General features: G+C 33.9%; 21 protein-coding genes. 4 read left to right on the forward strand and 17 right to left on the reverse strand.

The window, feature by feature from the left end:
• Nucleotides 1-18: 18 nt before the first annotated feature.
• The 4 genes from UMR38_00990 to UMR38_01005 all read right to left on the reverse strand — a co-directional run bounded on the left by UMR38_00990 (nucleotide 19) and on the right by UMR38_01005 (nucleotide 4,827).
• Nucleotides 19-1,935, reverse strand: a complete 1,917-nt coding sequence (locus UMR38_00990) for an ABC transporter ATP-binding protein (GenBank protein ID MEC9484433.1) — start codon at nucleotides 1,933-1,935, stop codon at nucleotides 19-21.
• On the reverse strand, nucleotides 1,925-3,697 hold the full coding sequence (locus UMR38_00995; GenBank protein ID MEC9484434.1) for an ABC transporter ATP-binding protein: 1,773 nt from the start codon (nucleotides 3,695-3,697) through the stop codon (nucleotides 1,925-1,927). Before UMR38_00995 ends, UMR38_00990 begins: the two co-directional genes overlap by 11 nt.
• Before the next feature lie 4 nt (nucleotides 3,698-3,701).
• A complete protein-coding gene (locus UMR38_01000) occupies nucleotides 3,702-4,301 on the reverse strand; it encodes a TetR family transcriptional regulator (protein MEC9484435.1) in 600 nt (199 codons plus the stop codon).
• 79 nt (nucleotides 4,302-4,380) lie between these two features.
• On the reverse strand, nucleotides 4,381-4,827 hold the full coding sequence (locus UMR38_01005; GenBank protein ID MEC9484436.1) for a DUF2188 domain-containing protein: 447 nt from the start codon (nucleotides 4,825-4,827) through the stop codon (nucleotides 4,381-4,383).
• Between the two features lie 175 nt (nucleotides 4,828-5,002).
• Here UMR38_01005 and UMR38_01010 point away from each other — a divergent pair, with 175 nt between their 5' ends.
• Entirely contained in the window at nucleotides 5,003-5,947 is a 945-nt protein-coding gene (locus UMR38_01010) for an L-lactate dehydrogenase (GenBank protein MEC9484437.1), read from the forward strand.
• Between the two features lie 62 nt (nucleotides 5,948-6,009).
• Here the strand turns inward: UMR38_01010 and UMR38_01015 are convergent, their stop codons facing one another.
• The 12 genes from UMR38_01015 to UMR38_01070 form a co-directional block, all read right to left on the reverse strand.
• Nucleotides 6,010-6,978: a Gfo/Idh/MocA family oxidoreductase gene (locus UMR38_01015; GenBank protein ID MEC9484438.1), complete on the reverse strand. Its 969-nt coding sequence runs from the start codon at nucleotides 6,976-6,978 to the stop codon at nucleotides 6,010-6,012.
• The gene (locus UMR38_01020) at nucleotides 6,978-7,802 is read right to left on the reverse strand and encodes an aldo/keto reductase (GenBank protein MEC9484439.1); all 825 of its coding nucleotides are present in this window, start codon (nucleotides 7,800-7,802) and stop codon (nucleotides 6,978-6,980) included. The genes UMR38_01015 and UMR38_01020 overlap by 1 nt, the downstream gene beginning before the upstream one ends.
• Nucleotides 7,803-7,864: 62 nt before the next feature.
• On the reverse strand, nucleotides 7,865-8,659 hold the full coding sequence (locus UMR38_01025) for a DNA-formamidopyrimidine glycosylase family protein (protein MEC9484440.1): 795 nt from the start codon (nucleotides 8,657-8,659) through the stop codon (nucleotides 7,865-7,867).
• 42 nt (nucleotides 8,660-8,701) lie between these two features.
• Nucleotides 8,702-10,501, reverse strand: a complete 1,800-nt coding sequence (locus tag UMR38_01030) for an ABC transporter ATP-binding protein (GenBank protein MEC9484441.1) — start codon at nucleotides 10,499-10,501, stop codon at nucleotides 8,702-8,704.
• Between the two features lies 1 nt (nucleotide 10,502).
• A complete protein-coding gene (locus tag UMR38_01035; GenBank protein MEC9484442.1) occupies nucleotides 10,503-12,287 on the reverse strand; it encodes an ABC transporter ATP-binding protein in 1,785 nt (594 codons plus the stop codon).
• Nucleotides 12,288-12,290: 3 nt separating this feature from the next.
• Nucleotides 12,291-12,710 carry a MarR family winged helix-turn-helix transcriptional regulator gene (locus UMR38_01040; protein MEC9484443.1) on the reverse strand — a complete coding sequence of 140 codons (420 nt, stop codon included), beginning with the start codon at nucleotides 12,708-12,710 and terminating at the stop codon, nucleotides 12,291-12,293.
• 106 nt (nucleotides 12,711-12,816) lie between these two features.
• Nucleotides 12,817-14,649: a hypothetical protein gene (locus UMR38_01045; protein MEC9484444.1), complete on the reverse strand. Its 1,833-nt coding sequence runs from the start codon at nucleotides 14,647-14,649 to the stop codon at nucleotides 12,817-12,819.
• Between the two features lie 62 nt (nucleotides 14,650-14,711).
• A complete protein-coding gene (locus UMR38_01050; protein MEC9484445.1) occupies nucleotides 14,712-15,581 on the reverse strand; it encodes a hypothetical protein in 870 nt (289 codons plus the stop codon).
• Nucleotides 15,574-16,053: an effector binding domain-containing protein gene (locus UMR38_01055; GenBank protein ID MEC9484446.1), complete on the reverse strand. Its 480-nt coding sequence runs from the start codon at nucleotides 16,051-16,053 to the stop codon at nucleotides 15,574-15,576. The genes UMR38_01050 and UMR38_01055 overlap by 8 nt, the downstream gene beginning before the upstream one ends.
• A gap of 77 nt (nucleotides 16,054-16,130) precedes the next feature.
• Nucleotides 16,131-18,644, reverse strand: coding sequence for an HD domain-containing phosphohydrolase (locus UMR38_01060; protein MEC9484447.1), 2,514 nt, complete (start codon nucleotides 18,642-18,644; stop codon nucleotides 16,131-16,133).
• Between the two features lie 50 nt (nucleotides 18,645-18,694).
• Nucleotides 18,695-20,251, reverse strand: a complete 1,557-nt coding sequence (locus tag UMR38_01065) for a GH3 auxin-responsive promoter family protein (protein MEC9484448.1) — start codon at nucleotides 20,249-20,251, stop codon at nucleotides 18,695-18,697.
• Nucleotides 20,252-20,268: 17 nt separating this feature from the next.
• A complete protein-coding gene (locus UMR38_01070) occupies nucleotides 20,269-20,817 on the reverse strand; it encodes a methyltransferase (GenBank protein ID MEC9484449.1) in 549 nt (182 codons plus the stop codon).
• A 237-nt stretch (nucleotides 20,818-21,054) separates the two neighbouring features.
• On the opposite strand from UMR38_01070, the gene buk reads away from it, so the two are divergent.
• The 3 genes from buk to UMR38_01085 are packed head-to-tail and all read left to right on the forward strand — an operon-like array spanning nucleotide 21,055 to nucleotide 24,670.
• The gene (gene buk, locus UMR38_01075) at nucleotides 21,055-22,125 is read left to right on the forward strand and encodes a butyrate kinase (GenBank protein ID MEC9484450.1); all 1,071 of its coding nucleotides are present in this window, start codon (nucleotides 21,055-21,057) and stop codon (nucleotides 22,123-22,125) included.
• An 8-nt stretch (nucleotides 22,126-22,133) separates the two neighbouring features.
• Entirely contained in the window at nucleotides 22,134-23,033 is a 900-nt protein-coding gene (locus UMR38_01080) for a phosphate acyltransferase (protein MEC9484451.1), read from the forward strand.
• 8 nt (nucleotides 23,034-23,041) lie between these two features.
• Nucleotides 23,042-24,670 (forward strand): phosphoenolpyruvate carboxykinase (ATP), encoded by a 1,629-nt coding sequence (locus tag UMR38_01085; protein ID MEC9484452.1) that lies wholly within the window; start codon nucleotides 23,042-23,044, stop codon nucleotides 24,668-24,670.
• 36 nt (nucleotides 24,671-24,706) lie between these two features.
• Here the strand turns inward: UMR38_01085 and UMR38_01090 are convergent, their stop codons facing one another.
• Nucleotides 24,707-25,711 (reverse strand): hypothetical protein, encoded by a 1,005-nt coding sequence (locus UMR38_01090; GenBank protein ID MEC9484453.1) that lies wholly within the window; start codon nucleotides 25,709-25,711, stop codon nucleotides 24,707-24,709.
• Nucleotides 25,712-25,802: the final 91 nt, after the last annotated feature.

Here is a 25,802-nt window from a genome sequence, read left to right on the forward strand (position 1 = left end):
AACAAGAAACAAAAAAATCTATTCAGTAACCAAATCTTTAAACTGGGTGGTGTACAAGTCATAATAGAATCCTTTTTGACTAAGTAACGCGTGATGATCTCCAGACTCAATTAATTGTCCATCCTTCAGCACCAGAATTTGATCTGCATCACGAATCGTTTGTAATCTATGCGCAATAACAAAACTGGTACGATTAGCCATTAAGTTTCGCATACTTTCTTGAATCTTAAACTCTGTGCGCGTATCTACATTACTAGTTGCCTCATCAAGAATTAAAATATCAGGATCACTCAGAATAGTACGTGCAATAGAGATTAACTGACGTTCACCCTGACTGAAGTTCTTACCACCTTCGCGTACAAGCGTATCATAGCCTTTTGGTAGTTTCATGATAAAGTCATGTGCATTCGCTAATTTACTTGCTTCTATCACTTCATCTTTAGACGCTTTGTGGTTGCCATAGACGATATTGTCATACACACTTCCACTAAATAAACTAGTATCTTGCAATACGACCCCAATTCGTTTTCTAAAAGCATCTTTTTGTAAAATATCGATTGACTTTTCATCAATTGTTATTGTGCCTCCATCAATATCATAGAAACGATTGAATAAATTGATAATCGTTGTCTTGCCACTTCCGGTAGGGCCAACAATTGCTGTGACTTCTCCTTCTAATGCGTTAAAAGATACATTTTTTAAGACAGGTGTTTCATCATAACCAAATGTTACGTTATCAAAGATAATATGGCCTTTAAGATGCTCTACATCTAATTCACCATCATTGACATACTCATCATCTTCATCGATTAGTTCAAATACCCGTTCTGCTCCTGCAATACCTTGTTGAAGGGTACCGAAAAGTTGTGCTAAGTTAGAAATTGGTTGTACAAATTGTCTCGCGTATTGTGTAACTGCCGAGATATCTCCAATGGTAATCGCTATCCGTCCAGATAATTTAATCAGACCACCGACGAAAACAATCATGACATAAATTAAATTATTCATAAAATTAATGGTAGGCATAATTAAACCAGCCATGAGCTGTGCTTTAAAACTTGCTAAACGTAATTTACTGTTTGTCTCGGTAAACTCATCCATAACCGTATCTTCAAGTGAGTAAAGTTTAATATTATCAAGACCAGTAATGCTTTCTTCAACAATACTGTTTAAGTTTCCTAAATGTTTTTGTTGAGCGGTAAATTCTTTTTTGGTCCGTTTACCAATTTTCATAGTAAAAATAACCATCACGGGGATAAATAAAATAGCAACAAGTGCTAATGCCCAGTTGACGACAAACATCATTATGAGTGAGCCTACAAGTGTAATAAATGATGCGATTAACTGACTCACAACTTGTGATAATGAATTACTAATCAAATCAACATCATTAGTGATACGCGATACGATTGTCCCTGGTTGATTTGTATCATAATATGAGACAGGTAAATTTTGTAAGTTATCGAACGCATCTTGCCGTATTTTAGCAACCGTTTGTTGTGAGATAACAGTTAGCAGATACCGTCCAAAATATCTTACGATAACATTTAATAGTCCAACTATGACAATGTAAGCTCCGATTCGGTAAGCCCCTATAAAATCTTTTGTAAGAATGTAGTTATCAATTGCATAAGCAAATAGCCATGGTACAAAAATAGCAAGTATACTCGTTATCATAATCGCAATTGCAACAATAATTAGTCCAATCCGATAGTTTCCTAAATAATGCCATATCCGTTTTATTGTTCCGATTCTATCTTGCGCATGTGATCCAAGATAAACACCAAAACGCCTCCCACCAACGCGTTTATTTAGATGTTTAGAATAATCTTTCATTGCTTCATTTCGTTCTTTTACTTGTGAGTGTGTCAGGATTGTTTTTTTATGATTAACATCTTTATATGGATCATGTTGCTGGTTAGATTCATTTGACATTATTATCACCACCAATCTGGGATAATGCAATTTCTTGATATACTGTTGATGTTTTTAGTAATTGTTCATGTGTATCATACCCATCTATGTGACCTTTGTTATCAAGAACTAATATTTTATCCATATCTTTTATGGTTGAGATTTTTTGAGCAATAACTAACGTAGTCATATTATCACTTAACCTATCAATTGCATGAAGTATCTCAGCTTCACTTTTCGCATCAACTGCGCTCGTTGAATCATCTAAAATAAGAATCTGAGGTTTCTTTATAAACGCTCTAGCCAAACTTAACCGTTGTTTTTGACCGCCACTTAAATTCGCGCCTTCTTGTTCTACACGATGATTAAAGTAGTCATTGTATTCAGAAATGAATTCATAAGCATTTGCTTGTTTTGATGCATTTTCTAAGTCATCAAAAGAAGCCTCTTTTTTTCCTTGTAACATGTTCGTCGCAACACTCCCACTAAAGACTGTAGCTTTTTGTGTCACCACACTAATTTGTGATCTCAAGGTATCGAGTTTAATGTCTTTAACATCTATATCGTCGATATACACTGTGCCTGAAGTCACATCATAGAGTCTAGGAATCAGTTGGATTAAACTAGATTTACCACTACCAGTTGAACCAATAATGCCAACTGTTTCACCAGGGTTAATGGTAAATGAAATATTATCTAAGACGTGATTACCATTGTGTCCATATCCAAATGTAACATTTTCAAAAGTAATCTTTCCTTTTAGTGCATGATTTGAAAGACTTTTTGGTTGATCTTTCAAGTCAATCTCAGTGTCTAACACTTCGGTAATACGATTAGCACTTACAATGGCGCGTGAAATAAAAATCATCATCATTGCGAACATGAGTAGACCAAATAAAATTTGCATACTGTAATTATTAAATGCCACCATGATTCCAACTGCAGGTAATGACTCACCTTCAATTATATTTATTAGGTATCCTTGATTAAAATAATAGGCACCTAAAAATAATATACCTGCTAACGTGGATGTAAATATAAAAATCATAATCGGTTCAGCAGCAGCTAAGATGCGCTCGGCTGCTGTATTAATATCTCTATAAGCAGTATTTACTTTGGTAAAACGATCATTTTCAAAGTCCATGGTCACAAACGACTTAATTACACGTGGTGACTTCGTTGTTTCCAAAGAAACCTTATTAAGATCATCAACTGTTTTTTGCACTTTGCTAAATAAAGGAAACGCAAGTAACATTATAACAATAATTGATATAATCAATAATGGAATTGAAACAAGAAACACATTTGATAATCGTACACTAGTTGTTAGTGCCATAAATAACCCGATTCCAACCATTAAAGGTGCTCTAACAATAATACGTAAAAGCATTTGAAAGAATTGTTGCATTCTCACAACATCATTGGTTGAAGTCGTAATTAAACGACTTGTTTTTAAATCATCAATGTTTCTGAAACTTAATCGTTGAATTTTAGCAAATAGTGTTTCACGTAAATCAGCTGTCGCAAATACCGCCACTTTTTGTGAATTGTATGTATTGATATACCCCATTAAAAGCCCAATAAAAGCAACGCCAATCATCAATAATCCAGTACGGGTTAAAAGAGCCATATCATTTGAAGGGATAGCAACATCAATGATATCAATCATTAATAAGGGCACAACAAATCCAACAGTTGTTTGAATCAACATTGCAAATAGCCCAATAAATACATTGAGTTTATATTGCAAAGGATATTTGAATAATCTTAGTAAACTTTTCATAAGATCACTTCAGTACGCCATGTTTAATGATGTCAAGCTTCCACCTTAATGCTTCTAAGGCTTGACTAAAATCAAGTTCTTTATGTTTCGCTTGATGAATGGTATGGCGTTTAATACTTTGTAATAACTCATAAAACTTAATAAACTCTTCAAATGACATATCTTTATACTTGGATAAATCTAAATGATTCAAAATTTCAATGACATATTCACGATGTTCAACTTTACGCTTATCAAAATACGCCTCATTAGATTGTGCATTTTGTAATAAATGCATTAAAAATAAATGGTCTTTTGTTTTGAAATAACCATCATAATCTACTTTGAACGTGCGTTCAATAAATTCGAACAAATCGTCTGTTTCCTTGGCAATTCGTCGTCCTTCATCAAATAAATTTGTAAATGATAGATCGATAACATAAAAGTAAAGATCCTCTAAGCTATCAAAGTATTGATAGAATGACCCTCTTGGTATATCCGCTTGTTTGATAATATTGCTGATTCTACATTTATGCAATGGATGAAGTTTAAACTCATGAATCGCAGAATTAATAATACGTTGTCTTTTTTCTTCACTTAAATTATAAAACGTTTCGTTTGGCATAATATCCTCCTATAATGACAGTATGTCATAATTATATATGACGCGTTGTCATAAGTCAAATAAAAAAATAACCTTACGGTTATTTTAATGTGCCATCCATTTTATAGACTTCATAACTAAAATCATGTTCTTCACAGTATTCAATGGCTTTTGCTTGCGTCTCTAAACGTCTAGTTGCACGTTCTGCACCTTTTTTAATAACTTGCCATCCACCATCATCATGTGTTCTTACTTCATAAACAGGCTCGTCATCGTCTTCTTCAGTAACTGGATCTGCCTTAGGTTTAGGTCTAGATTCAGTTTCTTCTTTAGGTTCATGAACGTCTTTTCGCTCTGGGTTCTCATCAACTATTGGTTTAGGTCTTGGGGGTACCACAGGTGCTACTTCTGGTGAAGGCTCTGCTTGCGGTGGTACGACAGGATCAACAATAGGTTTACTCTCTTTATCATCACTGTCTGAATCATTTTTTACAACTTCATTATCTTGTTTCTTTTTCCAAAACTTTAAAAAATCAAAAAATCCCATTTCATCTCACCTTTCATATTCTTATATAATCATATTATAGCCTTTTATTAGGCTTTTTGCAAACTTTAATCTATGAAAACATTTTCTTATTTAGAAATCACGAATACAAACGTTTTCTGTCTATATCATTTTTATTATATGCAATAATTTTATATAATATAGGTGAGGTGAGAAAATGGAACGGAGTAAAGTAGTAATTGTTGGTACTGGATTTGTCGGTATGTCTTATGCATATGCTCTAGTAAATCAAGGTGCCGTTGAAGAAGTTGTGTTAATTGATATTGATCGTGATAAGGCTGAAGGAGAAGCTATGGACTTGAATCATGGATTAGCCTTTGGACCACGTAAAATGACGATAAAAGCTGGAGATTACAGTGATTGTAAAGATGCTGGATTGGTTGTTATCACTGCTGGTGTCAATCAAAAAGATGGCGAAACCCGAATTCAATTACTAGAACGTAACGCTAAAATTATTAAAGATGTTGTCGGTAACATTATGGATTCTGGATTTGATGGAATCTTGTTAGTCGCATCTAACCCTGTCGATATCTTAGCTTATGTCGCATGGAAAGAATCTAATTTACCTAAATCTAAAATCATTGGTAGTGGAACTTCTTTAGATACGGCACGTTTACGCTATGAAATATCAAAATATATCCATATTGATTCAAGAAACGTACACGCTTACATCTTAGGTGAGCACGGTGATAGTGAATTCGTATGTTGGTCAAATGCTTTTGTTGGCGCTAAACCAATAGGCGATGTGATTAAGACAATGGATGAAATAACCTTTGAAAACTTAGATCACATATATAAAAATGTTCGTGATGCGGCTTATGAGATTATAAAACGTAAAAAAGCAACATTTTACGGAGTTGGCATGGCACTTGTAAGAATTACACGAGCAATCTTTAATAACGAAAATCGTATTATTCCGATTAGTGTACTAAATGACGGTGTATACGATTGTGAAGACGATGTTTATATTGGGCTACCCGCGGTATTGAATCGTGATGGTGTTCATCATATAGTGAAATTAACTCTTAACGAAGATGAAAAAGTGAAATTGAAAAATTCAGCTAAGATACTTCGTGATTTATTATCTAGTATCGGATACTAAAATAATTTAAAAAATGCTTAATGTCATGATTTGACATTAAGCATTTTTATTTTACATTTTAGTTATTCAAATGGATAACGCAAGTTTATTTTTTGTCGGATTTTATCCATAAATCTTGTGGTTTCTAATGATTTAGAAAATGGTAACAAATCATTTTCTATTTTTTTATTATTTATCGTTTCAATAAAAGACTCTATTTCATGAACAAATCCATTCCCTTTAAACGGTGTCTCAAACGTTTCACCATTAATGATGTATGAAGAACTTCTTGAAAAGTCTGGGATGTTGATTGTTGCGTGTTCAAATACAAGTTTACCGTGTTGTGATAATTCATCTTTGATACTTGATTTGAGTGTAATTTTAGGTACATTCTTGTCATCGTTTGTGGTCATAATACACGTTGCATCTACACCCGTTTCTGTCATTTCTGCCTCTGCGTTCCATTCAAATTGGTTTATATTTACAAAATTGTTAATGTAATGAACTGGATATACTCCAATATCAAGAATACTTCCTCCTGCCAAATCAGGATTAAGAAGTCGTCTTTTTGGATCATAATCATCAATTAATGCATACCCAAATGGTAATGAAGCTTCTAAAAGATTACCAACATTATTGTTATTAACGTAAGCAATGATGGCTTTTGTACTTGGTAAAAAGCGTGTCCACATAGCTTCCATTAATGCCACTTTTTGTTGTTTAGCAACCATCATTAAATCCGTCAATTGTTGTTCATTGACAGTTATTGGTTTTTCACATAAGACATGTTTCTTATGCGTCATAAACAACAAACTCTGTTCACGATGAAAATTGTGTGGTGTTGCTATATATACGGCATCTATCTCATCTGATTTCGCCATTTCCTCATACCCTTCAAAAGCGAGTGGTATGTCATACTCAGCTTGAAATTCTTTAGCTCTTTTTAATGAACGCGATGCAATCGCAACAAGTTTTGCGTCTTTAACATGTTTGATATCTTGTGCAAAAACATGGGCAATATCGCCAGCCCCAACTACGCCAAATCTAACCATTAATATGGCACATTGTCGAACTCGGTAAAGAATTTTTTACCGCGATTCAACCCATTTATATCTTTAATGTCTTTATCAGATAATTGGAAATCAAACACATTAAAATTTGATTTTATATGTGATGGTGTTACACTCTTTGGTATGGCGATAATACCACGTTGAATTAACCATCTGATGGCAATTTGAGGAACGGATTTATCATATTTAGCAGCGATTTCTTGCATTGTCTCATTACTGAGCATGGTTTCAATTTCAAAACTCATTAATGGTGCATACGCTTCTAAGCGTATATCATTGTTTTCACAATAATCCTGTAAAAAGTGATTTTGTAAGGAAATATGGGTTTCTACTTGGTTTACTGCTGGTTTCATGTCAGCGAAATCAAGTAGATGCATAATGTGGTGAACATTAAAGTTACTGACACCGATTGCCTTCACTTTTCCTTGTTCAACCATTTCTTGCATTGCTCGATACGTTTCTTTCATTTTATCATATCCTTTAAACCAATGGATAAGATATAGATCAACATAGCCTAAGCCTAATTTTTCTAGTGAGGTATCAATCGCTTTATGCGCTGATTCATACCCTTGATCTGTGTTCCATAATTTTGTTGTTATAAAGATTTCTTCGCGCGGGACGCTCGAGTCTTTAATCGCTCGTCCTACTGCTTCTTCATTGCCATAAATGGCAGCGGTATCAATATGACGATACCCTGTTTTCAAAGCAGTTAATACAGCATTATAGGCGTCTTCTGGTTCACTTTTCCAAGTACCTAATCCTAAAATAGGCATTTTTATGCCGTTATTTAATGTAACCTTTTTCAAAATTATCATCCTCTCTTCTATTTTATTATAAAATGGTTTGATGTTTTTCTCAATAATGATGCTTACTTCTGACACACAGGACAAATATATGATGTGGTTTGTCCTGTTTTTATTTTTTTAACGACATGACCTAATGGACATTTTTTATCCTCTTTATAAGCAACTTTATCTGCTTTAAATTGACCTTTATTTTGATAAATATCTTGTTCATAGTAAGAACCGCCAAGTGTGTAAGCAGTATACAATTCAGTATTAATTGCTTCATACAACCGCGCGAGTTCAGTTTCTTTTAGAGTAGGTATTTTACGCTTTGGATGAATCTTGGCGACATATAAAATATCATGGATATAATAATTTCCAATCCCTGACATTACCTTTTGATTTAACAATATGTTTTTTAACATACCGCGTCTTCCTTTTAGCGTCTCTTTAAAATAAGATTTTGTGAACGTTTTATCAAAATAATCAATCGCTAGACTATCCGTTGGCTTATGTTTCTCATTTTCTTTAATCAGATGGACATGGCCAAACCACCAAAATCGAATGTTTAGGATTGAATTATCTGTGAAATGGATTTCGCCTTGATGTTTTTTCTCTAAAACGTGATCTAAATAAGTAAGTTCACCACCCATACCCAGATTAATCGCAATTGTGTGATTATTAGAGAGTCGTATAAAAAGCCACTTCCCTTTTGCCGTAATTGCTTCAATTTGGGTGTTGACACTATGATTACTGAAATCCTTATGTGATAAATTAAATGATTTGGGTTGTTTTATCACAATGTTTTTAATTATTTTATCGATTAACACCTCTTCTAACTGGTCTTTTAAATGGTATATTTCTGGTAATTCTGGCATAAAATTAACTCCTTTAAATGCTTTAGGGAAAAGACAACACGATTAATTTGTGTTGTCTTCTTTTTGATCTTGATATTGCAGACGATACAAATTATAGTAATGTCCGCGTTCTTTTAAAAGTTCTTGGTGATTTCCTTGTTCTAATATTTCACCCTTACTTAAAACAATGATATTGTCAACATGTTGAATGGTTGATAGTCTATGAGCAACGATTAACATCGTACCAATATTCATCATTTTTTTAAGTGATTCTTGAATAAGTTGCTCTGTTTCAGTATCAATATTACTTGTTGCTTCATCTAAAATCATAACTTTGGGTTCATGTACAATGGTTCGAGCGAATGACAACAATTGGCGTTCGCCTAAACTGAAGTTATTACCACGTTCTCTGACGGGTTCATCATATTTATGATCGAGTTTATTAATGAAGTAGTTTGCATTAACATATTCACATGCCTGAATCATTTGTTCTTCAGTGATAGAATCATCACGCAAGGTAATATTTGATCGTATCGTACCACTAAACATAAAGACCTCTTGTAGCATTTGTCCGATATGTTTTCTAAGAGAACCTTTTGTGATTTTTTTAATGTCTATACCGTCAATCAATATTTGACCTTTTTGAATATCATAATTACGCGTGATTAATCCTAATATTGTAGTTTTTCCCGCACCAGTCGCTCCAACAAAAGCAACAGATTCTTTAGGTCGAACTTTAAATGAAACATCTTTTAAGATCCATTCATTTTCATTATAGGCGAACCACACGTTTTTAAACTCGATTTCACCCTTCATGTTCTCTAACTCAATAGCATCATCAGCATCATTTACCTCAGATTTTGTGTCTAGAATACCAAAAATGCGTTCACTTGATGCATAAGCACTTTGCAAGATATTAAATTGTTCTGCTAGTTGTTGGATTGGTTCAAAGAAACGTCCAATGTATTGATAAAAGGCAAAGAGCACACCAATTTTAATCGCGCCTTCAAGAACTGTTTGACTTCCAAAGTAAAACACAATTGCAGTAGCCAACATGTAAAGGAAATACATGGTAGGGCGATAGATCCCAAATATGGTGATTTGCTTATAATATGCACGTTTTAATTTTTCATTACGCTTGTTGAATTGATCAAATTTAACATCTTCTTTATTGAAGATTTGAATAATTTTCATACCAGATAAATGTTCTGCTAAAAAGGCATTGATATTTGATAAATTTCGTCTAACTTGACGATAAGCTTTACGCGATAATATGCGAAATAAGAATGAAAAGATAATAATAAATGGGATAACCGATAATACATATAGTGTTAATGTACTGTTTAAAACAAACATTGCGATTAATATTCCAGCTACCATTAGCAAGTTTTTGAACACATTTATAATCACTGATGTATACATTTCATTTAATGTATTCGTGTCATTGGTCACCCGTGTCACTAATGAACCAGTCGGTCGGCTATTTAGGTAATCAATATCATGATATTGTAAGTGTGTAAATATTTCTTCTCGAATATCATAGATAACACTTTGTCCAGTTTTTTGAAGTGTAATGGTTTGTAAATAGTTAAAGGCATTCGCAAGTAATACCACTAAGACAAATAATGCAAGATTATTGGTTAGTAGTACCGCATCAAATTCGTAGATAATAACATTGATGATCAACCCAATATAATACGGTTGCAAGACGGTGAATAATACTGTAATGATCATATATACAAATGCTAAGATAAAGTACTTTGTATAAGGTTTCGCATAGCCTAGTAAGCGTTTTGTAATAACTGTGTCTTTCATTGTATGTAGCCGTTTATCATCGGCGCTACCTGATAGTTTACGTGGCATATTACTCAACCCCCATTTCGTCTTCTAAACGCTGTCTTTCAACCAAATCTGCATAAAACTCACAACGTGTAATCAACGCATCATGTGGTCCAACATCGACAACTTCACCCTCATTGACAATAATGATTTTATCTGCATCTTTAACCGTACTAATACGGTGGGCGATTATAAGTGTTGTTTTATCACCACGTATTTTTCGTAGGTTGTTTAAAATGGTTTCTTCTGTTTTGGTATCTACTGCAGAAACACTGTCATCTAGAATCATGATAGGTGAATTTTTCATTAATGCACGTGCTATTGCGACACGTTGGCGCTGTCCACCACTAAGAGTCACACCACGTTCACCTATTACTGTATCATAACCATCACTAAACTCTATGATGTTATTATGAACATCACTAAGCGTCGCAGCTTCACGAACCTGTTTAAATGAATCGTCATTATGCTTAAAAGATAATGAGATATTGTTTTTAACAGAATCAGAGAACAAGAATCCATCTTGTGGAACATAGCCGATATTATCTCTCACTTTCTTAATAGGTAAATCCATGATGTCATAACCATCGAGTAAAATTTGATTCTGATCAATATTATAAATTCTTAATAAGAGATCAACAATACTTGTTTTCCCGCTACCAGTTCGACCTAAGATTCCAACTGTTTCACCTGCATTAATTTTAAAGGTAATATTCTTTAATACGGGTTTAGATGCATCCGGATAGGTAAAGGTTAAATTATTGAACTCAATGCTTCCTTCAAGTCGTTCAATGTCAATGACATCATCGTGATCTTTTACTGTGATTTCTTCGTTTAAGATACTTTCAATACGTTGTAGTGATGCATGACCACGACTGCGTACATTTATAATCCTCGCCAAGGCCATCATTGGCCATATAAGTGATCCAAAGAGCATATAAAATTCTGTTAAATTACCAGGTGTAAAGTTTTCAACACCGCCGACTGTACGTGTGATATAAACCAAGTATCCTCCATATCCCAAAATAACCGCAAAAATTAAACCGACGACAGTTCGCACCATGATTTGAAAGCGTGTTTGAGTAATCACAAAATCAATATTCTTCTCTTTGGCTTTTTGATTAAACTTTAAAAATTCTTTTATTTCTAGTTTCTCTTTTACAAATGCTTTAATAACAGTAATACCACTTAAACTCTCATTCGTAAAGTCACTGAGATCTTCAAATGCATGTTGCGCTTTTTTCCATTTTTCTTTCATTAAGCGTCCAATATAAGCACCAACCAAAGCAATAAACAGCATCGGAACGGCGCTAAAAATAGTCAATCTCCAACTAAGATTTGACATTTTATATATAGCTAATCCACCTAAATAAACTGTATCAACAAACATGATCATACCCGGACCTACTGCACGTCTAACACTTTCTAAGTCGTTGGTGAAGTATGCCATTAATCCACCAACTTTATGACGAGAGTAAAACTCATTTTGAAGTTTTTCAGCATGACGAAACATATCATTACGTAGACCATAATCAAAACGACGTGAGGCACCGAATAAAGTGATTCGCCATATGAAACGTCCGAGCATAATAATTGCGACATAAAGCCCAATGGTTTTAAGCACATCCAAAACATCAGAAAGCTCCCAAAGTCTATTTCCTTCTTCAGGATTAATCCCATCAATGATACTACCAATTAACCCAGGGATTTCAAGTTGTAGTGTATTAATAACAATTAACGTTAGTATTCCAGTTAAGAACCATAACGCGTTTTCTTTATAGTATTTATTAATAGCTTTTCCAAAAATCATAAGTTATTCCCCCGTAATTTTGTTAAAAATGGTTGTTAACGTACAAATATCTTCTTTACTTAATTCACTCTGTAGTTTAGTCACAGCACGCTCACTCTCAAGTCTATTCGTTGAGGCAAGTAATTCACCTAACTCAGTGAGGTAAATATGAATGACACGTTTGTCTTCTTCTGATCGTTCTTTTTTTACAATGTTATTGTCTTCAAAGATTTTTATTACTTCAGTTACTGTAGGCTTAGAAATATCAAAATGATCCGCAAGTTCTGTAATCGTAACACGATTACGCTTATAAATCTCTTTTAAATATTTGAACCGAATCCCTGTAATTTGATTAAAGTTTATTTCATCATAAACTTCATTACAGGCATTAAAATATAATTTTAAAAACTTGTTAAGTGCTAAACGTATGTCTTCTTGTTTCATATAATTACCTCGCTTTTCATAATGATTAGGTTTACCCTAATTAATTATAGAGTGTCTATCATTTTATGTCAAATAAAAAAGCCGAAAAATATTTCGGCTTTTAAAGTTATTGTTTTTTAGTCACCCATAAAGTAATCATGACAAGCGTTGAAGAAAGTCCATATAAAATGATATTTCGCCAAATTAAATCTGCATCTATTAAAGGTTGATTACTGACTACATTAATCATAATCTCTTTTTGGTAACTTTGACCGTCTTCACCTTTTAAGACAGCTATATAGCGATAGGAACCTGGTACAGTCTCATTTCCTTTATACTCATTGATGACCTCATCTATATCATAGGATTGCTCAGTAATTTCATCATTTTGAATCATCAAAAGTAGCATATCATTTTTATCAAAAATCGTGTCGGTAGTAACAGTAACTAAGAACTCATCAGCATATATTACCGGGGGAATATCATCAATCACGGTTATAGCAATATCGTGAGTTGCAACATTCCCACTTATATCACTCGCTTTAAGGGTCATAATATAGGTTCCTACTGTATTAAAGTTAGCACTGTATGTATCATTGACAATTGATGCATCGTTGATAGTCATCGTTGAACCTGTATCAGTGACGGTCAACTGGGACAAAATATCACTATGTAAAAGTTGCTTGGTATAAGATACTGTTAACTCAGTTGGCCCTGTAAAGGTCGGATTTATATCATCTAGTACTGTGACTTGTAATGTTTCAGATACTGTATTACCACTCTGATCAGATGCTACTACATCGATTGAATAGGTGCCCGGGATCATTTCATTACCAGTATACGTGTTTGTCCCTTCTGTTACAGTTAAACTGCTCTCATTATCATAATTATCGCTCCATGTAAGACCATTAATTATTTGTTCACTTGTTAATGGGTTAGAGATAAACACAGTGATATTAGATGATTGATTAAGCATCGGGGCTGTCACATCTTCAACGGATAAATTAAGCGTTTGTGATGTGACATTATGTGATGAATCCATTATCTCAAATATAACTTGGTAAGTGCCTAATATTAGTTTATTAGCAGTATAATTATCAGTAACGACAGTTGGTGTCAGTATGCCATCATACCCATCACTGAAGGTAAAATTGTCCTGTAATATCTGATCAACTGTTGGCGGATTATCGACATTAATTGATACATTACTAGGTCCTGTGATAACAGGCACAATGGTATCCTTTACCAAGATAGAAAAGTGATACTGAGTTGTATTATTACTTGTATCTGAAACCTCTAAAGTCACTGCATAAGACCCTATAGTTTGTTCATTACCGGTATATTCATCATAGACAACAACAATACTATCGGTCAAATCACCATCAATATCATCCGAAGCTGTAAAATGCGTACTGACAATTGTATTTAAACTTTCGTTTGTTGAGTAAGATGTTATATAGGCACTATCCCCTGATATAACTGGTTCAGTATCTTCAGGTGGAATGATATACTCGTCATAACTTGTAGGATAGGTTCCTTCTTCAAGTTGAAAATCATCTAATCCATACGTCTGAAAGTGGTAATCCATATAATACGCTACAAAATCCACTGTAATAAATGTTTCTGTTGATGTGGTATGAAACGTGCAATAAGTCCTGTCTGTTTCTAGCACACAATTACTTAAATCACGTGCTAATCCATTAACATAAGCCACTTCACCACTAATATATATTTCCATATTTGGCATATATTCTTCAGATGGTACTGAAATGACATAATCCGTGTCAGGCAAGACGTAAATGGGATCGATCTGATTGAGTTCATCACGGAAATTTGTATAGTTCTCAACATCCAAATAGTTTTTACCTCCAGGTAAACGATCTGAATAGACCGTTGCATGCACCTGTTCGATTGAAATCACACTAAATAATACAATACATAACATAGCTATTTTTTTCATTTTTTTCACCTCAACTTCATAATACGTGTTAAGGTCATTTTTTACTTTAAAAAAAGAGCAATTTATGATAATTGCTCTTTAGCTTTTAAAATGTCATAGATAATAAGTCCAATCCAGTTATCTTTAATCTCTTCAAAAGCGTCATCATATTGATGCCATGACCATGAAGGTTCAGGTAATGTTTTTTCTAATTTATTTGTCCGATAGTTAATATTTTTAACAACATCAGATATATAGTTTTTCATAAAATCTGGGGTTATCGCACGTATTTTATAGGGTTCTAAACAATACTCATCCCACTGTGTTTCCTCCCACTCAACGCTACTATTAATAACATCATTCATAATCGCGTAGATTTTAACTTTTGGCATATCGTCAATACGATCATAAAACCGAACAGCACTCAGGACAGTATGCATTGATGCACCCTTTAAATTACCCTCTTTAATATATCTCATAGCTTTATCCATTAAGCCATCAATATCAAGTGACTGTAACGCGTCTTTAAATTGATATAAGAATCCGATAATTTCTAAATTGGGATTTCCAAAAGGAAAGTCACCTAAATTATCATAGTTCCACCAAACAGCATGTGGATGATCATCTACTTCTTTCGGGACAAAGGGAAACGTTTGGTTGTCTTCATCAAATATAGACTCATAGTAACTAATGCATTCCTTCAATAAAGCATCCCGTTTATTACTTTGTTTCATACTAAGTAATATTGAGACAGCGGTATTTGTCGCAACAACATTAGAGTCGGGTAATTGCACATCAGGCTCTAACCCGTGCCCAAATCCACCATCATCATTTTGATAGGCTTTCAATGCCTTTATGATAGCGTCGTCGTTATTCTGTTCGAATGATTTAATAAGTTCTATGTCGATTTTACGGCATCTTTTTTCACAGCGCTCTAAGAGCCCGTTAAGCATTATGATCTTCTCCTTCTAGTAATAACGCAAAGTACACAATTGCATTATCAAGATCCTTGTTTGGTGTTACAAAATCTTCATAATCAAATCCTGGATGGATTTTAATGTTATTGCGTTTAATGTATCGATAAACTTTTCTAATTTCATCTTGGATATTTTCATTTGGAATCTCGAACAAGATGTATTCACCTTTGGGTAATTTCTTTGTTACAAAACCACTTTGTTCTTGGGCATTTAATATTTCTACCATCGCATAGTAATCAAACTTTTGTTGCTGTTTAAAGTCTGGTGGGTAACAATCTAAGCCAATAATATTAAGAGGATATTTAACATCCCTCAATAGGGCTAAATCTTCTTGTAAAAAAACATCCCAAAATTCTGTAAGGTCTTCGTTCTCACCAACACTTAAACCATCTTCTTTTTCGATTCCAGCAAAATATCGCGTATCATAGGTTTTAATCGTGTATTTCATTATTATCACCTCATATTTTTATTATACAACATCTGAAAGTGTTTTTAAAATGAAAAAGCAAGCGATATTATCACTTGCTATTTGATGTTACTGCGATTGACGAGTTCTAATGTATTGAGTTCACCTGACTGAACAAGATCAATAAATATTTTAACATAATCCGGATCAAATTGTGTACCTGCATTCCGCTTTAATTCATAGATAGCTTGTTCTAAGGATAGACCTTCACGGTAAGGACGATTGGTTGTCATCGCATCAAATGAATCGGCAATGGTAATAATGCGCCCTAGTTCTGGAATATTATTTCCTTTAATTCCCCGCGGATACCCTTTACCATCATAACGTTCATGATGGCTAATGACAATTGGTACGATATCAATTAAGTTTGGAATATGTTTAATAATGTTAATCGACTGAACAACATGGCCTTTCATAATTTCATATTCTTCATCTGTTAATACATCTGGCTTAGAAAGGACTTTTTCAGGGATACCGACTTTACCGATATCATGCAGTAATCCAGCATTATAGATTTTGTTTACATCACTATCAGAAAAATCCAGTTTATTTGCAAGAAGTTGCGACATCAGGGCAACATTTTTACTGTGCCCATACGTATAATGATCTTTTGCATCAATCGTAGCTGCCAAAGCATAAATACTTGAGACAAAAGCGTCTTGAATCTTTTCATGAACACCTGACTCTTCAACCACATCATTGTCCTTTTCTTGGTAAACAAAGACTTTATTTCGACCAGACTTTTTTGCTAAACGCAATGCCTGGTTAGCGTTTGCTATTAATTCATTTAACGTACTCCCATGAGGAGGATAGACACTTAATCCCACACTAACAGTTAAGAACTCACGAATATCACTTGATAATAAGAATTGTTCTTCTATGGTTTCACGAATTTTATCTGAAAGATTTAAAGCTTGTTTTTTGGTTAAATTCACCATAACAACCACAAATTCTTCGCCACCAAACCGAACCTTCATAAATTCATTTGGAACTACCTCATTGATGATGGATGTGATCCGCTTTATGGCTCTATCCCCATTCGCATGGCCATAAAGTTCATTGTAAATCGCAAATTGATCAATATCAATAATTGCCAAAGCAAAAGTGTTATAGTGTTCTTCTTTAACCCATTTGCTAACTGTATCTTGAAAATAACGATGGTTATAAAACTTCGTTAACTCATCTGTTATTGACTGTTTCTTAATTGCTTCAATGGTCTTTGCATTCTCGATAATTGCCGCAGCGTTATTAATAATTGTTTGAAGAAAGTTTGTTTCCTCAATACTATAAGGATTTTCATCAGCGCGTTCTGCGATAACAACAAGGCCAACCAATTCATCTTGATATCGAATTGGTGCAATAATTTCTGTGTGCATTGCATCAATAATTTCACGTTCACGTTTCCAAATACCTTTAAACATAACATGGGAATGTATCTGTGATTTGAGTAAAATATCATTCCCATTTTTAAACCATTTTACGATAGGGTGATTAAACGCTAATTGAATATCTTTATCTTTGGACTGTTCACTCGTTTGATGTAAATAATACCCCTTCCTATTTTGAAGTATTAAATACACTTCTTTTGAATTAATGGCTTTTTGAATAGCGTTAATAAGTGTTGCGCCAATCTTATCCAGGTCAAGTGATGTACTAATCAAATCACTAAACTCTTTCAACGCAGCATTCATATCTATTGTATTACGGTAAAAAATTCGTTTTGATAATTTCACTAATCCATTTCTGATTGGCTCTAAAATTAAAAAGAACGGCATCATGATAAAAATCAGTGAAATCGTTGATTCTACTTCAACATACGCTCGAATAAACTGTTCTGCATATAAAATAATCAGTGCATATGTAAAATACAGTAAAATACTGGTAAATGAAAACGATAACCCGCGTTTGACAATTAAGTTGATTTCTAAAAACTTATTTCGATAAATCGAATACATAATTAATATCGCGTTAACGGTATTGAATAAGATATCCACGCCATAGGCACCAATATCGGGTGATATATTTAAAGCACCACCGATAATAACTAAAACAAGCCCCAGCAAAACCAATCTAATCCGTTTCAAAGATATTTCTTTTTGAATCGATTTTTTAATAATTACAATTAATGCAAGAGAACTATAAAATAAGCCTATCACAGCAAATACATAAGCCGCAAATCCTGGTGTATAATTAAAGACACCATTAACATATGTTGCGTCAGTCACCACATATTCGGCAAAAGACAAGTACACCATAACAATACTTATGAGATAGCCATATACCACTATTTTCTTGGTCCGATAATCCCCCGCTAATATATAACTAAATCGTAATAATAATACCGGAACAAAGACAAACCCAATCTGAAGTATTTTATTCCAAAATAGGCTGGATGGTGGCACATTGGTTTTCATGAGAAAAGAACCAATTGACCAAAACATCATCGCTATAATATAACCAACAAAAGATCGTGACAATTTGGTTTGGTTCGAACTTAGAATTATGATTAAAATAATTGCATATAATATAAATGATATTAAAGGAATTATATTGTACTGTGTTAATTCTATCATCGTAACACTCCTTGAAGTGAATTTTATCCTTCATATCCCCTTATTTCATCTTATAACATTGCTTCAATAGTCTCCTTCTCTGGATTCATTATCTTCGGATAATATCCTTTTTGTTCCTTGAATGAAGCAAATGAATTGTTTTTTAGTCGCGTAATTTTTAATGGATCATACCCTAACATTTCATGCACATCCTGATAATCAGAATCTAATTGTTTCAATTCATGATTAATCTTTTCCTTAATCAGTTTGTCACTTACAACACCTTTCACTTCTAAATATAAATGAATGATGGGCTTGTTATTTATATATTCCTTATTTGCGATATAATGTAATATATCAAGTTGAGATAATTTAATCGCGTCCCCAATAACTTGTTTTGTCAACCGTGTGAAACCAGCTAAATCGATAATATTATGAACTCTGTCTAAATAAATGACCTGTGGTAAGTTAACACCATCTTCTTTATTCTTTAATCCAACACACTTCATAATGTCACCGATACGATATCGCACAAATGCACCACCACGTAATTTTGTGATAACCAGTTCGTATACTTCGTTGGGTTTTATTTCATCTAGCAACACAGTACTTGGCTTATATCCAGGTGTGTTTTCTTCTTTTTTTATTTCCTTTTCAGGAATAAATTCTAAAAAGTTTACATCAGGGAAAAATGTCATGCCATTACGACTCCATGTTTCTGTGGCTACCGCAGCAGATTCAGTCCCACCAAATATTTCAAGTGGTGTAATACCAAACAAGTGTTCAATGCGCTCTTTATATGTCGCAGAATCTGTTCCCCCGCACACAATACCTTTAAACTCAAATAAATCTTTTGGTAACAACGGTTTTTTCTTAATTTTTTTCTTATAAAGTGCTTTGATAAGCTTAATCGCTTGCTTGACATTGGCTGGCCAAATCATACCTGATTTTCCTGAATCATTGGCAAATGATTCTCCAATTTTAACGAGTACACTACTTACGCCATAAAATAAGTCAGCGCCATGTTTAATCGCTAACTTAAACCCTTCAACATTACGTTCTTTAAAACTAAGTTGTTCTGCCCGCTCGGTATCTGGTAGATAGTCAAAATCAATCTCGTTTTTCAAGATATATGGCGCGTACCCTGTTAAATACGGGCGTGGTGCCATGCCGTATAAAAACTTGTCATGATTTCTCAAAGTAAAGTGTCCTCTTGATTTACTTGTCGAGAGAATCAAACTTGATAAAAACATTTTCGTGTTTTCTTCTACCATTGTTTTTGAGTATGGGGCGAGTTTAATTGGTTTGTCTCCTCCTTTCCAAGTGGTTTGAACCCAATGTAATGGTTCACTTGGTAATGCTTCATTTTGTTTATTGAGTAAAATGTCTGCATAATCATCGTATGTTGTTAGTGGTACTTTTTTACGAAAATCTTCAATCGACTTAATTGATTGATTATTAAAAATCTTTCTTCCTAGTTCAGAATCATTTAACAGTTCAATTTGTTCTAACAATAAACGCTTTTGAATTGTCATAAATTCTTTGATGTCAAGATCTAAAAAACCTAGATAAGTATCCCATATTTTATTGTATTCTTCATCATGTAACATGTCGCGTAAGTTTTTCATGCTTCCTCCAGTATTTTTTATTGATTTTTAAATTTTATGATACTCTTAAACGATGGAATAATCATTGGTGTTTCTTTTTTATACCGATTATACTCTGTAAAAATCTTTTCTAAAATCATTTTTTCTTGAATAATGACATAACATATATTAATAGCTGTCCATACTAACCCTGCCGCGAGCAAATATAAATTCGCATAATATAATGCTGTTAAGAGAAAAATGATAAGTAGCCAAATCACACCGGGATGTCTGACAAGAGCATAAGTGCCTGTTGTCACTAAACGATGTTCTGGATCTGCTTGATATGTTTTTACACCAACTTCTATCACGATAGAATACATCAATACACCCATAAAGAAAATAATCATTATCAAGATAATGGGTAAATATATGAAACTATTATCAAACATGTAATTATACTGTAGCAAATCAATAAAGGCATAAATGATTGATCCTAAGCCGAAAACCAGCATAAAATACTTACTTACATGCCGGCTGTGTAAAGAACATATATCAAACAATAACAAGAATATAAACCCTAATATTCCGATCAGTATTGCGTCCATAAGCCACCTCTTTCAGAAAACTATTTTTAACTATTATTAATACTATAAACGATGTTTAATAAAAAGAAAACGTCATATATGACCCATTTTTATATTTTAGCAGATAAAAGTGTCACTAAATGGCTTAACTAAGAGATTATTAAAGAATTCAAATTTTTCCAAGATATTGGTTGTAGTGAAAACGCTATCATGTTATAATGTATTCGTGAAATTAAACCAGAGTTCAAGGAGGACACTATGACGTATAAAATTTTAACAATTAACCCTGGTTCAACATCAACAAAAATAGCAATTTTTGAAGATGATAAGAACATATTTAGCAAAACAATCAGACATAAAACTGAGGACATCGCTAAGTTCCAATCTATTTTTGATCAATTTGATTTTCGGAAGTCAGCTATTCTTGATGCACTTAAGGAATCTCCTTATGACTTAGAATCCTTTGATGCGATCACTGGTCGCGGAGGTATGTTAAAGCCGATTGAAGGTGGAACTTACCGTGTTAACGACCATATGATATCCTATATGAAGCGCGCTCCCAGAGGAGAACATGCTTCCAACTTAGGGTGTGTTATTGCTAAAGAATTAGCAGATAAGATTGATGTACCCTCATTTATTGTCGATCCTGTCGCAGTCGATGAAATGGAGAATATTGCACGCTTCACTGGTATGCCTGAAATTAAACGACAAAGTTTATTTCATGCCTTAAATCAAAAAGCTGTCGCGTTACGTGCGGCCAGTGATCTTAATAAATCATACCACTCACTTAATTTAATTGTTGCACATTTAGGTGGAGGGATTAGTGTTGGCGTCCACAAGGCAGGTCGCGTGATTGATGTTAATAATGCACTTGATGGGGACGGTCCAATGTCACCTGAACGCAGTGGGAGTGTGCCTATTGGTCCATTATACAAAATGGCTATGAGTGGGAAATATACCCTTAGTGAAATGAAACGGAAAAATTATGGCAAAGGCGGTCTTGTCGCTTACTTAGGAACAAATGATGGCTATGAAATAGAACAGCGTATAAAAAATGGTGATGAAGAAGCCAAGTTTATGGTTGATGTTATGTGTTACCAAATAGCCAAAGAAATTGGCGCTGATGCAACGGTATTAAAAGGGAAAGTTGATGCCATTGTATTGACAGGTGGATTAGCATATGATACATATATAGTTGAACAGATTAAAGCGCGTGTTGCGTTTATCGCAGATGTCTTGGTTTATCCTGGTGAGGATGAAATGGAGTCACTTGCCTTAGGGACGTTACGCGTATTAAGAAATGAAGAATCATATAAAATATATCAATAGGAGGCATAATGAAAACAATTAATGATATTGTTAACAAAGCAAAGGCAATTCCTACACAAACATTAGTTGTCGCTGTCGCAGATGACTCACATGTCCTTGAAGCTGTTGAAATGGCCCGTAAAGACAATATTGTAAATGCTATTTTAGTGGGGGACAAATCGAATATTGAAGCAATTGCTAAAACATTAGATATCGATTTATCTCATTATGACATTATTAATGAGTCGGATCACGAATTAGCCTGTCAAATAGCTGTTAAAGAAGTTCACGACAACGCCAATTATTTTCTAATGAAAGGTTTAGTCAGTACCAGTACCATTTTAAGCCAAGCACTAAATAAAGACTATGGACTAAGAACAAAGAACCGCATATCACATGTTAGTGTTATGGAAGTCTCAACCCATGATAAACTCATCTTTATGAGTGATGGCGCAATGAATATTGCCCCAAATCTTGATGAAAAACGACAAATCATTGAAAATAGTGTTGTGATTGCTAGAGCCATTGGAATTGATTACCCTAAAGTTGGTGTGATTGGAGCGGTTGAGAAATTTAATCCAAAGATGGAAGCTACGATTCATGCGAAAGAGTTAGTTGACCTCAATACATCTGGTACAATTAAACACTGTCGTGTTTCGGGACCCTACGCAATTGATAATGCAATTAATAAAGAAGCCGCGGTACACAAAGGCATCACACACCCAGATGCAGGCGAGATTGATATCTTACTAATGCCCCGTATCGAAGCGGGTAATGTTTTTTACAAAACAATGATGTTTCTCGCAAATGCAAAAAGTGCCAGTGTCATCGCAGGCGCTAGCAAACCAATCGTTTTAACATCACGTGCAGACTCAACTATGAGTAAATACTATTCTATTGCACTTGGTGCACTTGTCGCTCATTTTTAGGAGGAATTATGGCAACCATCAATCATCACACAGTCAACTCAATATCTACAGACAATTCACATCTTTTTTCAAAAATACGCACCACTATTGAAACTGCATTTTATAGAAACAACGTTAAACGCATCACGTCTATTAATGAAGCTTATGACCTTGCAAAAAATGCACCAGGGACGATTGTTACAGATTTGCCAATCTACCGAGCAAGTGATTTAGGACTTCAAAATGATGCAAAAGTACTCATTTTTAATGATGGTATTATTACAGGACGTCAAGCCCATGTTAGACGTTTGATCAACCGTTCAAATAGAGAAAAATATTCAGATGTTTTAAAAAATGCAATCTTTAACTCTCGTAAAAAAACAATGTATCATGCAACGGCATATATTGGCCTTCATGAAGATTTTATGGTAAAAGCTCATCTCCTTATTCCTGAAGGCTATGAAAATACCTTATATTCATGGATGTTAAACTTCCAGTATGAAAATCCAATGACTGAAAAAATGTATCAAAACTCGAAGAAAATGGATGAAGGTGACATCTTCTTATACTCTGACCCTGATGAGTTTATTGACAAATTCCCAACTGGATTAAGTTTATTTGATCATACGAACAACTGTGGGGCATTACTCGGGTTACGCTATTTTGGTGAACACAAAAAAGCTACCTTAACAATGGGGTGGAGCGTCGCATCACGTAATGGATACACAGCTTGTCATGGCGGACAAAAGCGATTCAATCTAGATAATGACAAAACATATATTGCCGGGGTTTTTGGCTTGAGTGGAAGCGGAAAATCAACCATTACCCATTCACGCCATAACGGTAAATTTGATATTACTGTCTTGCATGATGATGCCTTTATTATTTCTAATGAAGATGGATCAAGTATATCAATGGAACCATCGTATTTTGATAAAGTGCAAGACTATCCTACAAACTCACCTGATAATAAATATCTATTAACAATGCAAAATGTCGGCGCAACCCATGATGAAAACCACCGAATTGTCCCAATTACAGAAGATATCAGAAACAATAATGGACGTGCATTAAAATCTAAATATTGGACAATGGAGCGTGCCTACAAGTTTGATAACAAAGTTGATGCTATCTTTTGGATTATGAAAGATGATTCATTGCCACCTATCTTAAAAATCAACTCAAGTATACTTGCGAGTACACTGGGGGCAACATTGGCAACAAAACGCTCTACTGCTGAAGAGGGGGTAGATGCATCGAAACTTGTTATTGAACCTTATGCAAATCCGTTTAGGTTATACCCACTACGTAACGATTATTTAAAATTTAAAGATTTATTTGAAAACCGTGACGTAACATGCTATGTCATTAATACAGGATCATTCTTAAACAAAAATATAACCCCTAAAATAACCTTAGGGATTATTGATAATATCGTAATGGATAACACGCAATTTAAACCTTTTTCCAATTTAAATGCGATTGAGTATGCATCTATTGAGGACTATGAACCTGATTTTTCAAGTGAGAAATACATCAACTTATTTAAAGAGCGTATGCAATCTCGTATTGATTTTATTGAACATCTGTACAACCAAGATATTTTACCAGATGAAGCGAAACAAAGCATTCAAGAGATTATTAATCAGTTATCCTAAAAAATAAACGTCTAGTATAAACTAGACGTTTTTATATTAACTTGACTTCACTTCATTCCATCCGATTAAAACAGCTTCGTATTTTAGGTCTAAGTTAAGACTATGAACACCTGAAGCAAAGTCTATTTTAATGCGTTTTTTCATCACTTTCCAATCTGAAATTATGCCATCAACACAATATTTCTTAATATTCTGTGCGGTTGGTTCTAATGGCTTTGCTTTCTTATCTTCATCGTTTGGATTAGATACGCTAAACCCATTAATGACTGGCTTGGTAAAAATCAATACCCCATCAGCTACTTGAATCGGATCAAAATGGGTATTTTCTGGATGACCTTCTTTGACCGTAAAACGAGCGACTTTAAACGCAAGTACATCCGTATTACTCAACACATCATCAATGACACTATTACGCATAATCACTTCTTTAATAAAGCCGGGTGTTAACGAATTATAGTCATCTATATACTGTTCATAAACTATATCAGTATCCGTCTTCACTTCGACATCTTCTATCGTGATTTCATTATTATTAATATGAATTTTAATGGGACGAACCATATATTCTTTATCTTTTTCAAAAGTTTTTCCTTTAGCTTCTAGGATATCTATAATAGGCTCGATTTCTTCTCTAAACATTGTAAGTGATAGTGTGATAACTTCGCCATTTCCTTTGATGATAATGCCGTGTTCTGTTAAATTAAATGACGTAATATCGTCATAAGGAATCACAGCAAATGTCTTTTTACCCGTGCGTTGAATGAGTTCATTTGGCGTGACAATAATCGCTTCGTACTCCGTTTTTTTATTTAAACCCAGTGGAATTAAAACCAATACGAACAACCCAAACACAATATAAATAAAATCGAGTTGAAAGAGAACGTCATTTTCTCCTAATACAAACAACGTCAGTAAAATTACAAACAGAAAAACCCCTACTTTAAGTGTATGGTTACGCTTTATATTGGCATCGTAAATCGCGTACTCATCCAGTGTAATATGATACTTGTTCTCTAACACTTCTTTTATTTTATCAATCATTATAACACCACCTACATTTATCATATCACAGTTTAAAATAAAAACAAATAAGAACATACTTTTTTATACAAAATTAACCGGTTTTTAATGG

The organism is Candidatus Izemoplasma sp. (assembly GCA_036172455.1).
Taxonomy (GTDB): Bacteria; Bacillota_I; Bacilli_A; order Izemoplasmatales; family Izemoplasmataceae; genus JAIPGF01.